This window comes from Nocardioides sp. Z50_6, from assembly GCF_058215755.1.
In genome coordinates this window covers 56,906-71,482 of sequence record NZ_JBZAJB010000009.1, presented here as the reverse complement: position 1 = coordinate 71,482, position 14,577 = coordinate 56,906, and the positions used below count along the sequence as shown (strand labels likewise).

Here is a 14,577-nt window from a genome sequence, read left to right as displayed (position 1 = left end):
CTCAGTCGACCAGCAGGTCGCGGACGACCGCGTCGGCCAGCAGCCGTCCGTCGCGGGTGAGGACCAGCCGGTCCCCCGACTCCACCGCCAGCCCGCGGGCGACGACGTCGGGGACGCCGGCCCGCTCGGCCGCCGAGAGCACCTCCAGCGGCAGGCCCTCACGCAGCCGCAGCTCCAGCAGGACCCGTTCCACGTGCTGGTCGGCGGCGGTGAGCACCTCACGCCCCTGTGCCGGACTCAGGCCCGCGGCGAGCCGGGTGGCGTACGCCGCGGGGTGCTTGACGTTCCACCAGCGCACGCCGCCGACGTGGGAGTGGGCGCCCGGGCCGACACCCCACCAGTCGGCCCCGCGCCAGTAGAGGAGGTTGTGCAGGCACCGGCTCTCGGGCCGGCGGGCCCAGTTGGAGACCTCGTACCACTCCATCCCGGCCGCGCTGAGCCGCTCGTCGGCCCTCAGGTACTTGTCGGCGAGGTCGTCGTCGTCCGGCATCGGCACCTCACCGCGCCGCACCCTCCGCGCCAGTGCCGTGCCCGGCTCCACGATCAGCGAGTAGGCCGAGACGTGGTCGGGCGCCGAGGCCAGCGCCGACTCCAGCGAGACCTCCCAGTCGTCCTGGCTCTCCCCCGGGGTGCCGTAGATCAGGTCGAGGCTGACCTCCTCGAAGCCCGCCGCCCGCGCCCACTCGACCGCGAGCGGGACGCGCGCCGGGTCGTGCGTCCGGTCCAGGGTGGCCAGCACGTGCGGGACGGCCGACTGCATGCCGAAGGAGATGCGGGTGAAGCCGGCCTCCCGCAGCTGGGCCAGCCCCTGCGGGGTGACGCTGTCGGGGTTGGCCTCGGTGGTGACCTCCGCGTCCGGCGCCAGCCCCAGCTCGGTGCGGACCGCACCGAGCATCGCGGCCAGGTCGCCGGCCGGGAGCAGGGTGGGGGTGCCGCCCCCCACGAAGACGGTCGTGACCTCCCGGGCCGCCTCCCCCAGCACCCGGCGCGCCAGCTTGATCTCCGCGACGACCTGGTCGGCGTAGGAGGCCATCGAGGTGCCACCCACGTCGCCCAGCTCGGAGGGGGTGTAGGTGTTGAAGTCGCAGTAGCCGCACCGCACCCGGCAGAAGGGCACGTGCAGGTAGACGGCGAGGGGACGGTCCTGCGCCCCCGCCAGGGCGTGGAGCGGGAGCGACCCGTCCTCGGGGGCCGGTTCACCGGCTGGCAACGCTGATGGCACCCGCCCATCCCACCACGCCCCTGGGCGCGGGGCGGAAACGCCGAGCAGGGCCCCGCGGTCACCGCGGGGCCCTGCTGGTCGTCCTCGGCGCGCGTCGCGCCGGGGCGAGGGTCAGACGTACATCTTCTCGATCAGGTCGCTGTAGTTGCCCTCGACGACGTTGCGCTTGACCTTCATCGACGGGGTCAGCTCGCCGGACTCCACGCTCAGGTCGTGGTCGAGCAGCTCCCACTTCTTGATGGTCTCCCAGCGGTTGAGCTGGGAGTTCATCTCGTCGACGTAGCCCTGGACCATCTCGCGGACCTTCGGGCTGCGCACGATCTCGGTGTAGGAGGCGCCGGCCATGTCGTTCTCCTCGGCCCAGGTCACCATGGCGTCCGGGTCGAGGGTGACCAGCGCGACGCAGTAGTTGCGCTCGTCACCGAAGACCATGAACTGGCTGGCGTAGGGGCAGACGGCCTTGAACTTCGACTCGATGGCCGGCGGGGCGATGTACTTGCCGCCGGAGGTCTTGAAGAGCTCCTTGATCCGGCCGGTGATCTTGAGGTGCCCGTCCTCGTCGAGCGTCCCCTTGTCACCGGTGTGCAGCCAGCCGTCGGGGGTGAGCGCCTTGGCGGTCTCCTCCGGCAGGTTGTGGTAGCCCTCCATCACGCCGGGGCCCTTGATGAGGACCTCGTCGTTCTCGCCGAGCTTGACCTCGGTGCCGGGGAACGGGGGGCCCACCGTGCCGAACTTGTTCTGGTCGGGGTGGTTGACGAAGGTACCGGCGGAGGTCTCCGTCAGGCCGTAGCCCTCGAGGATGGTGATCCCGGCGGCGCCGAACCACTCGGCGATGTCCTGGTTGAGCGCGGCCGCACCCGAGATGAAGAAGCGGACGCGTCCTCCGAAGCGGTCGCGGATCTTGGCGAAGACCAGCTTGTCGAGCACCTTGTGCTTCAGGCCCAGGCCGAAGGGGATCGGGCGGCCCTCGGCCCGGAGGCGGTCGACCTCGATGCCGACCTCGAAGGCCTTCTTGAAGATCTTCTCCTTGGCACCGCCCTCGGCGGCCTGCATGGTGACGATCTTGCCGTGGGCCTTCTCGAAGATGCGGGGGGCCGCACCCATGAAGGTCGGCTTGACGATGCCGAGGTTCTCCACGATCTTCTCGACGCGGCCGTCGATGGCGGTCGGGAAGCCGCACGCCATCTGGGTCGAGAGCAGCACCTTGCCGAAGGAGTGGGCCATCGGGAGCCAGAGGAACTGCAGGTCGTCCTCGCCGAGGATGCCCAGCGAGGCGATGGCGCTGCCCTCGTAGACCCACGACTCGTGGCGCAGGCGCACGCCCTTGGGACGACCGGTGGTGCCGGAGGTGTAGATCAGGGTGGCCAGCTGGTCGGGGCGGATCGCCTCGGCCTTCGCCTCGAGCACGCCGGGGTTGGCAGCCAGGTAGGCCTCACCGAGGGCCGAGAGGTCGTCCAGGTTGATCACCCAGTCGCCGTCGGTCTTGCCCTCGAAGGTGATCACCTTGGCCACGTAGGGCAGCTCGGACTTGCGGTTGACCAGCTTGGCGATCTGGACGTCGTCCTCGGCGAAGACGAGCCGGCTCTCGGAGTCGGAGAGGATGTAGGAGGTGTCCTCCTCGTTGGTGGTCGGGTAGACCGTCGTGGTGGCACCGGCGGCACACATGATGGCCAGGTCGGCGAGGACCCACTCGTAGCGGGTGCTCGACGCGATGCCGACTCGCATCTCCGGCTGGAGACCCAGCGAGAGCAGGCCTCCGGCGAGGTTGCGGACGATCTCCCCAGCCTGGGCCCAGGTGACCGACTCCCACGCCTCCGACTCGGTCGGGTACCGGAACGCCTCGCGCTCGGGCGACTTAGCGACGCGGTCGTAGAACTGGACCGCGACATTGGGGTGCATGTTCGCCATGAAGCTGGTGTCGTTGTTCGGCATTTCTCCCTGACTTCGTTCGTGGCGCGTGCATACGCCGGCTGACTGCTTGGGAGTAACGTAGATCACTAAGTGACCCACGGGTAGCCGTATGCCCCGTTTGAAGACGGTTTTGGGCGTTTCGCCCCTCCGGGGTGGTCGCCGTACCCGTCCGCGGGTCCGGCGCTCAGCGCACCCCGGCCATCAGGCGCCGGATGGGGCCCTTCGCCGCGAGCACGGCCAGGCCTACCGCGACCGAGACCGCCCCGACGATCAGGAAGAACCCGGTGTCGTCGTCCGGGTCGTAGTAGCCGGCCAGGGTCCCGGCGATCGCCGAGCCCAGCGCCACCGAGAGGAAGAAGAGAGCGACCATCTGGGTGCGGTACTTCGCTGGTGCCAGCTTGGTGGAGACCGAGAGGCCGACGGGCGAGATGAGCAGCTCCGCGACCGTGAAGAGCAGCAGGATGCCGACCAGGCCGAGCAGGGGCGCCGCGGCCTCGCCCTGGGGCATCGCGAGGAAGGCGAGGAAGGCCACGCCCATCACCACCGCGGCGAGGCCGAACTTGACGGGCGTGCTGGGGGCCCGGGCGCCCAACCGGGTCCACAGGGCCGCGAAGGCGCCGGCCAGCGCGATGATGAAGACGGGATTGATCGACTGCACCCACGAGATCGGCATCTCCCAGCCGAACAGGTCGCGGTTCAACCGGTCGTCGGCGTAGATGGTCACCACGGTGAACTGCTGCTGGTAGAGCGACCAGAAGACCGCGCTGCAGACGAACAGCGGGATCATCGCGAGCACCCGGCTCCGCTCCGCGCCCACCACCGACCGGTCGAGGAGCATCAGGGCGAACAGGGCGAGGGTGGAGACCAGGGTGACGCCGATGACCAGGTCGTCCAGCCGGTCGGCGGTGATCACCCCGGCAGCGACCAGGACGCCGACCAGGGCCAGGACCACGACGCCGGCCACCAGGTAGCGCGGGAGGCGGCCGGGCGGCAGCGGGTTGGGGACGTGGTGGGTCTCGGCGGGCAGCCGGCCGCGACCCCGGGCGTACTGCAGGAGACCGAAGGCCATCCCGATGGCGGCCAGGCCGAAGCCGAAGTGGAAGCCCCACTCCTTCTGGAGCACCCCGGTCAGCAGCGGTCCCACCAGGGCGCCGATGTTGATCCCCATGTAGAAGATGGAGAACCCGGCGTCCCGGCGCTCGTCGTGCTCGCCGTAGAGCGAGCCCACCAGCGACGTGGCGTTGGCCTTGACGCCGCCGCTGCCGAGCGCGATCAGGATCAGGCCCACCCCGACGCCCACCAGCCCGGGAAGCAACGCGAGGGCCACGTGGCCTGCCATCACCAGGACCGCGGCGTAGAACAGCGTCCGCTCGGCGCCGAGGAGCCGGTCGGCGAGCCAGGCTCCGAGGATGGTGGCGAGGTAGACCGATCCCCCGTAGGCGCCGACGATCCCGGCCGCGACCCCACGGTCGAGCCCCAGCCCGCCGTCGGCGACGCTGAAGTAGAGGTAGATCAGCAGGATCCCCTGCATGCCGTAGAAGCTGAACCGCTCCCACAGCTCGACTCCGAAGAGGTTGGCCAGGACCCGCGGCTGACCGAAGAACGAGTCGTCGCGGCTCTCCCGTGTGGTTCCAGGGCGAGATGTGCTCACTCATTCAAGGGTACCTCCGCCCGACCACCCGGATCAGCGGGCGTGGTGGGTGCCCGCCTTGCGCCGCAGCTCCTCGGCCAGGTCGTCGACCACCAGCAGCTCCGGCAGCAGCGCACGCTCGGTGGTGACGGCCCGGAAGGCCAACCCGATGGTGACGCCGTGGTCGGGTCGGTGCACCACGGTGAGGCCGTCGCCGCGCTCGACCGCCCCCTCCTCCAGCACCCGCAGGTAGGCGCCGGGCCGCCCGTGCGCGGTGAAGCGCTTGGCCCACGAGGTGTCGTCGAAGCCGGTCAGCCCCATCCAGCTCGCGAAGACCCGGCAGGGTGTCCGCACCGTCGACACCTCGACGAGAGCCGCCCCCACCCGCCAGCGCTCACCGAGGAGCGCGGCGTTCAGGTCGATCCCGGAGGTGGTGAGGTTCTCGCCGAACTGCCCGTCGGGAACGGGCCGGCCGAGCTCGCGCTGCCAGTGGTCGAGGTCCTCGCGGGCGAACGCGTAGACGGCCTTGTCCGGGCCGCCGTGGAACTTGCGGTCACAGACCGAGTCACCCGCCATACCCGTCCGGCGCGCCATCACCGGACCTTCCACGGGCAGCTTGCGGATGGCGCTGCGCCCGACCCGCCCCGTCCAGGGGCCGGTCTCGGGCCGGCCGACGTTGACCGCCAGCACCTGCGCTTCCACCCGCCCCCCTCTCAGTCCTGCACGGCCTTGGCGACCGCGACGCAGGTGGTGAGCTGCTCCCGGGTCCCACGCCGCGCCAGGTCCGGATCGTCCGACACGCACCACAGGGCATTGTGCAGCATCCGGACCACCACCCAGTCCCGCGCGCGCTCCTCGTCGAACCCCGCCGCGTCGACCACGGCGTGGAAGCGGCGGCGGACCCCGGCGCGCACGTCTCCGGTCAGCTCCTCCCAGCGGTTCCACAGCAGCGGCGCCACCTCGTAGTGCGGGTCACCCGCCAGCGGCTTGGGGTCGATCACCAGCCAGGGCTCACGGGTGCCGGCGAGCACGTTGGCGTAGTGCAGGTCGGTGTGGAGCAGCCGGGCCGGGGAGGCGTCGTCGGCGACGAGGTCCCGCCCCAGCGAGACGGCCTGCTCGACGAGGCGCCGGGGCAGCGGCACTCCGGGCCCCAGCCGGGCGAGCGCCTCGGTCCACCTCGCCACGCTGGAGGCCAGCAGGCCGACCTGGGGCGGCGCGGGCAGGTGCAGGCGGGCGTAGCGCTCACCCACGACCTCGCAGGCCGCCACGTCCCAGACGCTCTCCAGGCTCTCGGGCCCGAGCCGCTCCAGCAGCATCGCCCGGCGCGCCGGGTCGGCCCGGACGAGTCGGACCGCGCCCTCACCCGACCAGCGCTGAAGCGCCAGCGACTCGTGGCGGGACTCCTCGTCGGGCAGCCCGAGCTTGAGGACGCGCCGCTCGCCGTCCGGGTCCCGCACGGGGAGCACCAGGGAGCACCAGCCGTGCTGGGCGTCCCCGTCGTGGCTCAGGCCCCACTCGGCGACGACCTCGCCGGCCAGCCGGGGCAGCGCGTCCAGCCAGGAGACCCACGGCTCGCCCAGGGCGCGGCGGGCCTCGAGCCCGTCCGGGACCCGGACCACGCCACGCTGGGTCACGGCCTACTTCTTGGACTTCTCCGACGGCTGGGTGGTGGAGAGCGCGGCGACGAAGGCCTCCGGCGGCACCTCGACGGTGCCGATGTTCTTCATCCGCTTCTTGCCCGCCTTCTGCTTCTCCAGCAGCTTGCGCTTGCGGCTGATGTCACCGCCGTAGCACTTGGCCAGCACGTCCTTGCGGATGGCGCGGATGTTCTCCCGCGCGATCACCCGGGCTCCGATCGCCGCCTGGATCGGCACCTCGAACTGCTGGCGCGGGATCAGCTCCTTGAGCTTGCCGGCCATCATCACGCCGTAGCCGTACGCCGCGTCGCGGTGCACGATGGCGGAGAAGGCGTCGACGGGCTCGCCCTGCAGCAGGATGTCGACCTTGACCAGGTCGGCGGCCTGCTCGCCGGAGCGCTCGTAGTCGAGCGAGGCGTAGCCCTTGGTCCGCGACTTGAGCTGGTCGAAGAAGTCGAAGACGATCTCGCCCATCGGCAGCGTGTAGCGCATCTCCACGCGGTCCTCGGAGAGGTAGTCCATCCCCTGGAGGCTGCCGCGCTTGGTCTGGCACAGTTCCATGATGGTGCCGATGTAGTCGCTGGGGCTGAGGATCGTCGCCTTGACCACCGGCTCGCGGACCTCGGAGATCTTGCCCTCCGGGTACTCGCTGGGGTTGGTCACCGTCAGCTCGGAGCCGTCCTCCATGACGACCTGGTAGACCACGTTGGGGGCGGTCGAGATGAGGTCGAGGTCGAACTCGCGCTCGAGGCGGTCGCGGGTGATCTCCATGTGGAGCAGCCCGAGGAAGCCGATCCGGAAGCCGAAGCCCAGGGCACCCGAGGTCTCGGGCTCGAAGGTCAGCGCCGCGTCGTTGAGCTGGAGCCGCTCGAGCGCGTCGCGCAGCGTCGGGTAGTCGTCGCCGTCGATCGGGTAGAGCCCGGAGTAGACCATCGGGTTGGGGTGCTTGTAGCCGCCCAGCGCCTCGGTGGCGCCGTGGTGCTGGCTGGTGACGGTGTCGCCGACGCGCGACTGCCGGACGTCCTTCACCCCGGTGATCAGGTAGCCCACCTCGCCCACGCCCAGGTCTCCGGCCTTGACCGGCTCCGGGCTGATCACGCCGACCTCGAGCATCTCGTGGACCGCGCCGGTCGACATCATCTTGATCCGGTCGCGGTGGGTCAGCTTGCCGTCGATGACGCGGACGTAGGTCACCACACCGCGGTAGGTGTCGTAGACGGAGTCGAAGATCAGGGCCCGCGGCGGCGCGTCGGCGTCGCCCACGGGGGCCGGGGTCTGCTTGACGATCTCGTTGAGGAGCCCCTCGACGCCCACACCGGTCTTCGCACTGACCCGCAGCACGTCCTCCGGCTCGCACCCGACCAGGCCGGCGAGCTCTGCCGCGTACTTCTCGGGGTTGGCGCCGGGGAGGTCGATCTTGTTCAGGACCGGGATGATGTGCAGGTCGGCGCCCATGGCCAGGTAGAGGTTCGCCAGGGTCTGCGCCTCGATCCCCTGGGCGGCGTCGACCAGGAGCACCGCGGCCTCGCAGGCCTCGAGCGAGCGCGAGACCTCGTAGGTGAAGTCGACGTGGCCCGGGGTGTCGATCATGTTGAGCACGTAGGTGCCGGGCTCGGCCAGCTCGTCGTTGTCGGCCGGGACCGTCCACGGCATGCGGACGGCCTGGCTCTTGATCGTGATGCCGCGCTCGCGCTCGATGTCCATCCGGTCGAGGTACTGCGCGCGGGCAGCGCGCTCGTCCACCACCCCGGTCAGCTGGAGCATCCGGTCGGCGAGGGTCGACTTGCCGTGGTCGATGTGGGCGATGATGCAGAAGTTCCGGATGATCGACGGGTCGGTCTGTCCGGGCTTCGGGGCGCTCTTGGAGGACACGGATGACTTTCGGGTACGACGTGGGGTGCGGGTGGGGCCATTGTTCCACGGGGCCGACCGCTCCCGGGATTCGCGACAGGTCCCGTCGCCCGCGGTGCCACCCCGTGTCCGGCGCCGGTGGTGGATGATGCGCTCCGTGCCCCACTCGCCGACCCCCGCCTACCCCGCTCCGCCCGACGCCACGGCGCTGCGACTGGGATGGCCGTTCCTGCCCCCGGGCATCCGGGCCTGGGTCGAACGCCGGTGCGGCTCACCGGTGGTGGAGGCGATCTCCTGCGATGCCGGCTTCACCCCGGGCTTCGCCTCGGTGCTGGTCTGCGAGGACGGGTCGCGGCACTTCGTGAAGGCGGCCTCGGCCATTGCCCAGCGCGCCTTCGCCGACTCCTACCGCGAGGAGGCGCGCAAGCTCTCCGCCCTTCCCGCCTCGGTGCCGGCGCCCCGGCTGGCCTGGCACCTCGACGACGACTGGGTGGTCCTCGGCATCGACCACCACCCCGGCGTCAACCCGCCGCGCCCCTGGAGCCGGCCCCACCTGGACGCGACCCTGGACGCGCTCGAGGTGGTGGCCGCGGCCGCCACCCCGCCCCCCGAGGAGCTGGCTCTCGACCCGCTGGTGGTCGAGCTGGCCGACTGGCCCTCGCACTGGGAGGCGGTACGCCGCTCACGCCCCGGCACGAGGTGGCTCGACGAGGCGGCCGCACTGGCCGCCGGCTTCGCCTCGGGCGCCGACGGCGAGACCCTGGTGCACACCGACGTCCGGGCCGACAACGTCCTGGTCGACGAGGAGGGCAAGGCGTGGCTGTGCGACTGGAACTGGCCGGTGCGGGGCGCCGCCTGGGTCGACTCCCTGATGGCGCTCGTCGGCCCCCGCGGCGACGGGCTCGACGTGGAGCAGGTCATCTCCACCCGGCCGCTGCTGCGCGACGTGCCGGCCGAGCACCTCGACTCCTTCCTCGCACTGCTGACCGGCTACTTCCTGCGGATGGCGGCCGAGCCGGTCCCGGCCTCCTCCCCCTGGCTCCGGGCCCACCAGGGGTGGCAGGGTGAGGTCTGCTGGCAGTGGCTGTGCGAGCGGCGGGGCTGGACGGGCGAGTGATTTGGGTGGGCGGCGAGCCCACTGGTAATCTCTTGCCCGCATGTCCGGCGCCCGACCCTCCATGGGGTTGCCAGGCAGCCGACACACCTATTCTTCTTTTCCAGTCCAGACCGAGACCGAAGGTTGCTCAGTGGCGAACATCAAGTCCCAGATCAAGCGCAACAAGCAGAACGAGAAGCGGCACGAGCGCAACAAGGCGGTCAAGACCGGCCTCAAGACGGCCGTCCGCAAGTTCCGCGAGGCTGCCGAGACCGGCGACAAGGACACCGCCATCACCCTCGGTCGTGACGCCGCGCGCAAGCTCGACAAGGCCGCCTCCAAGGGCGTCATCCACAAGAACCAGGCCGCGAACCGCAAGTCGGCCATCGCGAAGAAGTCCGCCGCTCTCTGAGCCAGGACCAACCGTCGAGGCGCCGTGCTCCCTGGGAGCGCGGCGCCTTCGTCATTTCAGCCTTCGTCGTCTCAGGAGCGCCACGACGAGCCGGGTCGGTCGCCGTGTCCCTCCCCCGGCTCAGCGGGAGCGCAGCGCCACCACGCTCAGCACCAGCCGCTCCAGCGTGTAGCTGGCGTCGTGAGCGGCACCCTTGATGTCGGCGTCGGCGCGCGCGACCTCGCGCAGCGCCCGGGCGATGCCGCGGTCGTCCCAGCTGCGTGCCTGCGCCCGGACGGTCTTGACCTTCCAGGGCGGAACCCCGAGCTCTCGGGCGAGGTCGCCCTCGCGCAGCCCACGGGGCGCGCCGAGGAACCGGGCCACCCCCCGCACCGACTGCCCGACCGCGGAGGTGACGAGCACGGCCGGCGTCCCGCCGTCGAGCGCCCACCGCAGCTCCTCCAGCGCCTGGGCCGCCTCACCGGCCATCGCGGCGTCGGCCACGGCGAACGACTTCGCCTCCGCCCGGCCACCGAAGTAGCGCTTGACCAGCTCGAGGCTGACCTGCTCGCCGGGGAAGTCGCTGGTGAGCTGGTGGGCCGCGGCGGCCAGTGACCGGAGGTCGTGACCGACCGCCTGCACCAGGAACTCGCTCGCCTCCGGCGTGACGCGGGCGCCGAGCTGACCGAACTCGCCGCGGACGAACTCCTGGAAGCCGGCGGCGTACTTCACCTCCGCCGCCTTGACCTCGGTCACCGCGGACTGCTTGCGCAGCTTGGCCAGCAGGCCGCTGCCCCGCGCGCCGCCCCCGTGCATGAGCACCAGCGCCACGCCCTCGACCGGCTCGGTGGCCCGGGACAGGACGTCGTCGTAGAGGTCGTCGGGCAGCTCCTCCAGGCCCCGCACCAGCGCGCACCTGGTGGAGGAGAAGAGGGAGGGGGCGCACATCTCGTCGAGGGAGGCGGCGGTCAGATCGGCCGCTGAGGACTCGGAGAACTCGGCGTCGGCGTCGTAGGCGCTCACCGCGCGCCGCACGGCCGTGACGGCCCTCTCGTTGAGGAACTCCTCCTTGCCGGTCACCAGGGTGACGCGGCCGAGGACCTGGGATGCGCTGGGACCCTGAGCCATGGTGCGCACCAGCCTGCCACATCCCACCGACCGGTCCGGCGCCGCCGTCGGCCCCCGCCGGCGCGCCGCCGGTCCGGCCGCTCAGTCCAGCGAGGCGGTGTGCAGCACGCCGTCCCGCTCCAGGACCAGCAGGTCCCCGGAGGTGTCGGTGCGCAGCACCCGGGCGCCGTTGCGCTCGAGCATGGAGAGCAGGTCGGGGGCCGGATGACCGTAGGTGTTCTCCGCTCCGACGGGCACCAGCGCCACCCGGGGATGCAGGGCGGCCAGGAACCGGCTGTCCTGGTGCCGGCTGCCGTGGTGCGGACCTTGAGCACGTCCACCGTCACCCCCGCCAGGAGGCGGGCGACCTGCCGTTGGGCCTCGGGCTCGATGTCTCCGGTCAGCAGGATGCGCACGCCCCGGACCTCGACCAGCAGCACCAGGCTGGCGTCGTTGGCGCCCTCGTCGCCCCGCACGTGCGTGGGTGGCGACGAGCCGTCCGCCGGCCAGACCTGCTGCACGGTGAGCGGGCCAAGCTCCTCGGTGGCCGGGTGGGAGGCCACCGTCGGCGCGAGACCCGCCCGAGACAGCTCCCGGGTCACCTGACGGACGCCCTCCGCCGGCGCTCCGAGCGGAGAGACGCGGACCTCGCCGACCTGTCGGTCCGACAGCACCCCGCGCAGCCCGCCGACGTGGTCGGCGTGGAAGTGGGTGAGCACCAGCAGCGGGACCCGCTCGACGCCGAGACGCGCCAGGCACCGGTCGACGGCCGCGGGCTCGGGTCCGGCGTCGATCACCAGCGCCGACCTCTCCCCCTCCCGGACCACCAGCGCGTCCCCCTGGCCCACGTCGCAGACGGCCAGCAGCCAGCCTTCGGGCGGCCACCCCGGAGTGGGTGGTCGGAGGACGACCACCGCGAGCACGGCCGCGCACAGGGCGAGCGTCAGCCAGGCGCGACGCAGCAGGTGGGGCGCGGCCACCGCGATCGCTCCGCACAGCACCGTCAGGAGCACCAGCGCTCCCACCCCGGTCCCCCAGCCGATCGCCGGGGTCGGCAGCGCGGAGCCCCACCGGGCGACCGCGACGATCCAGGCCACCGACCAGGCCGCCGGGAGCGCCACGACCTGGCCCAGCGCCGGCCACAGGGTGGCGCAGAGCCCGCCGGCGAGTCCCAGGACGGTGGCCGGGGCGACCGCCGGGGCGACCAGCAGGTTGGCCAGCACCGCCACCAGGCTCACCTGCCCCGAGATCGCCGCCACCACGGGCGTGCAGGCCAGCTGCGCGGCGGCCGGCACGGCGACCGCCGCGGCGGCGCCGCGGGGCAGCCACCTTTGCGCGGACTCCTGCCACCTCGGCGCGAGCAGGAGGATGCCGGCGGTGGCGAGGACGGAGAGGGCGAACCCCACCGAGACCGCCAGCCGGGGATCCCAGAGCAGCAGGGCCACCACGGCGGCACCCAGCGTCCGGATGCCTCTGTCCCGCCCGTTGCTGGTGAAGGCCATCAAGGCGATGGAGCCCATCGTCGCGGCGCGCACGACGCTGGGCTCGGTCCGGGCCAGGAGGACGAAGCCGACGATCCCGGCCGCCCCCAGGGCGTAGCGCCACCGGCCCCGCACCCCCAGCCACCGGCCGGCCAGCAGCAGGAACCCGACCATCAGGGTGAGGTTGGTGCCGCTGACCGCGAGCAGGTGGGTCAGCCCGGTCGTCCGGAAGTCCTCGGCCAGGGCGGGGTCCAGCCCGGCGTCGTCCCCGACCACCAGCGACGGCACCAGCACCCGTTGGGCCTCGGGCCGGGGAGCCACCGCCACCCTGATCCCCGCTCGCACCGTCGCGGCGCCCCGCCACCACACGTCCGGCTCCTCGAGCCGCTCCGGGGGCCCGTCGCGCACCCGCAGCAGCGCCGCCACCTCCCCCTCCGCGGGCAGCAGCCGGCCGTCGGTCCGCACCCGCGCACCCAGGGGCACCTCCCGCCAGCCGGGCCCGGCGAGCACCACGACCGGAGTCCGCACCTGCCACCGCCCTCCCCGCCCGGCGACCTGCCGGACGAGGCCCCGCACCACCACCTGCTCGCCGTGCTCGCCCAGGGTGGGGCGCGGGTCGGAGGCGACCTCCAGCTCGACCTCGGCCCAGGCTCCGGACGCCGCCAGGTCGGCCACCGGCCCCGACGACGTCTGGGAGGCGCGAGCCCAGCCCGAGAGCAGGACGGCGGCCGCGACCAGCGCCACGGTGGCCACCGCGACCCCGCCACCCCGAACGCCGGGGACGCCGGGAACGCCGGGAACGCGGGGAACGCCGGGAACGCGGGGAACGCGGGGGACGCCGGGAACGCGGGGGACGCCGGGAACGCCGCGGGCGCGCAGGGAGACCAGGAGGACGGCAGGGAGCACCGCCAGGAGCACCGCCAGGGTGAGCGCGACCACCCAGCCGGACGCCCGGAGACCGATCAGCCCGCCGGCCCACGCCGCGACGCCGAGCGCCGCCGTGCGCAAGTCACGGGGAGCCGGCGGGGCGCCGGCTCGCGGCATGGCGCTCACACGGTGACGAGGGGGGCGAGCTCGGCGAGCGTCACCTCACCGATGCCGTTGACCTCCAGCAGCTCCTCCACCGCCGTGAACCCGCCGTGCTCGGTGCGCCAGGCCACGATCGCCGCCGCGGTCACCGGCCCGACGCCGGGCAGGGTGTCGAGCATCGCCTCGTCGGCCGTGTTGAGGTTGACCAGGCCGGGCGGCACCGGCGCCGCTCCGCCCGGCCCGCCGGGGCTCGGCGGAGCGAGCGGGGCGGCGGGGGCGCGGACCCCGACGAGCAGCTGCTCCCCGTCGACCAGGACCCGGGCGAGGTTGAGGCTCACCAGCTCGACGCCCGGCCGGGGTCCGCCGGCCTCCGCCAGGGCGTCGGCCACACGGGAGCCTGCGGGCAGGACCACCAGCCCCGGACGGCGCACCCGGCCGGCGACGTCGACGACCACCTCGGCTCCGCCCGGCCCGCCGGGGGCGGCCGCACCCGGGACGCCGTCCTGGGCTCCCCCGACCGGCCCGGTGGCGCCGGTCGCCCCCGTGGTGTCGCCCGTGGCCACGGGCGGGGTCGCGGCCACCGGCGACGGGTCGACCGACAGCTCCGGGACCGCGCTGGTGCGAGGCTCGCTCGCCACCACCCACCACGTCGTCCACCCCAGGCCCAGCGCCACGAGCACGGCCACCACAGCGAGGTGTGCCGGCTGGAGCCTGATCCCGGCGGGCACCCTCGGGTCGAGCCGCCACCCGGCGACCCCGCGGCGCGCGGCATGGCGGCCGGGGTGCGGCAGCGCCGGCACCGTCTGCGCGGGTGCCGTCTGCGGGGGTGCCGTCTGCGCGGCAGTCATCTCCGCGCGCACCGGTGCCGCGACGACCGGGGCGCCCGGCCACTGCTCTGCCACCGGGGCCACCGGGGCCACCGGGGCCACCGGGGCCACCGGGGCCACCGGGGCCACCGGGGCTGGGAGCCCACGGATCCGGGTGTGCTGGTCGCCCCAGGCCCACACTCCCGCCCCGTCGCCCGTCTCCCCCCCTGCTGGGTCAGCGGGCTCGGCCGCGGCGGCCGCCTGCTCGGCGCGCACCGCGGCCAGCTCCGCCGACAGCAGGGCCAGCCGGCGCGCGACCGCCTGTTCGTGCTCGGGGCTGGGACGACGCGGGCGCATGCCCCGACGCTAGGGAAGTCCGCGCTCCGCCGCGCGCGCCTGCCGGCGGCCTGTGGAGA

11 protein-coding genes are annotated in these 14,577 nt (G+C 73.0%); 2 read left to right on the top strand and 9 right to left on the bottom strand.

Annotated elements, in window-relative coordinates:
- Window position 1: 1 nt before the first annotated feature.
- The 6 genes from hemW to lepA all read right to left on the bottom strand — a co-directional run bounded on the left by hemW (window position 2) and on the right by lepA (window position 8,272).
- Window positions 2-1,222: a radical SAM family heme chaperone HemW gene (gene hemW / locus AC4BGE_RS17180; protein WP_490576069.1), complete on the bottom strand. Its 1,221-nt coding sequence runs from the start codon at window positions 1,220-1,222 to the stop codon at window positions 2-4.
- 111 nt (window positions 1,223-1,333) lie between these two features.
- Window positions 1,334-3,154, bottom strand: coding sequence for an AMP-dependent synthetase/ligase (locus AC4BGE_RS17175; protein WP_490572444.1), 1,821 nt, complete (start codon window positions 3,152-3,154; stop codon window positions 1,334-1,336).
- A 163-nt stretch (window positions 3,155-3,317) separates the two neighbouring features.
- On the bottom strand, window positions 3,318-4,784 hold the full coding sequence (locus AC4BGE_RS17170) for a peptide MFS transporter (protein ID WP_490572445.1): 1,467 nt from the start codon (window positions 4,782-4,784) through the stop codon (window positions 3,318-3,320).
- A gap of 33 nt (window positions 4,785-4,817) precedes the next feature.
- Window positions 4,818-5,465, bottom strand: coding sequence for an MOSC domain-containing protein (locus AC4BGE_RS17165; protein ID WP_490572446.1), 648 nt, complete (start codon window positions 5,463-5,465; stop codon window positions 4,818-4,820).
- A gap of 11 nt (window positions 5,466-5,476) precedes the next feature.
- The gene (locus tag AC4BGE_RS17160) at window positions 5,477-6,397 is read right to left on the bottom strand and encodes an aminoglycoside phosphotransferase family protein (protein WP_490576068.1); all 921 of its coding nucleotides are present in this window, start codon (window positions 6,395-6,397) and stop codon (window positions 5,477-5,479) included.
- Window positions 6,398-6,400: 3 nt separating this feature from the next.
- The gene (gene lepA / locus AC4BGE_RS17155; RefSeq protein WP_490572448.1) at window positions 6,401-8,272 is read right to left on the bottom strand and encodes a translation elongation factor 4; all 1,872 of its coding nucleotides are present in this window, start codon (window positions 8,270-8,272) and stop codon (window positions 6,401-6,403) included.
- A gap of 136 nt (window positions 8,273-8,408) precedes the next feature.
- On the opposite strand from lepA, the gene AC4BGE_RS17150 reads away from it, so the two are divergent.
- Both AC4BGE_RS17150 and rpsT read left to right on the top strand, forming a co-directional pair.
- The gene (locus AC4BGE_RS17150; RefSeq protein ID WP_490576067.1) at window positions 8,409-9,368 is read left to right on the top strand and encodes a phosphotransferase family protein; all 960 of its coding nucleotides are present in this window, start codon (window positions 8,409-8,411) and stop codon (window positions 9,366-9,368) included.
- Window positions 9,369-9,498: 130 nt separating this feature from the next.
- The gene (gene rpsT / locus AC4BGE_RS17145) at window positions 9,499-9,759 is read left to right on the top strand and encodes a 30S ribosomal protein S20 (RefSeq protein ID WP_490572450.1); all 261 of its coding nucleotides are present in this window, start codon (window positions 9,499-9,501) and stop codon (window positions 9,757-9,759) included.
- Between the two features lie 120 nt (window positions 9,760-9,879).
- Here the strand turns inward: rpsT and holA are convergent, their stop codons facing one another.
- Genes holA through AC4BGE_RS17130 form a run of 3 tightly spaced genes read right to left on the bottom strand, consistent with a single transcriptional unit; the run spans window position 9,880 to window position 14,518 of the window.
- Window positions 9,880-10,866, bottom strand: coding sequence for a DNA polymerase III subunit delta (gene holA, locus AC4BGE_RS17140; RefSeq protein WP_490576066.1), 987 nt, complete (start codon window positions 10,864-10,866; stop codon window positions 9,880-9,882).
- Window positions 10,815-13,370: a ComEC/Rec2 family competence protein gene (locus AC4BGE_RS17135; protein WP_490576065.1), complete on the bottom strand. Its 2,556-nt coding sequence runs from the start codon at window positions 13,368-13,370 to the stop codon at window positions 10,815-10,817. The genes holA and AC4BGE_RS17135 overlap by 52 nt, the downstream gene beginning before the upstream one ends.
- 5 nt (window positions 13,371-13,375) lie before the next feature.
- On the bottom strand, window positions 13,376-14,518 hold the full coding sequence (locus AC4BGE_RS17130; protein ID WP_490576064.1) for a ComEA family DNA-binding protein: 1,143 nt from the start codon (window positions 14,516-14,518) through the stop codon (window positions 13,376-13,378).
- Window positions 14,519-14,577: the final 59 nt, after the last annotated feature.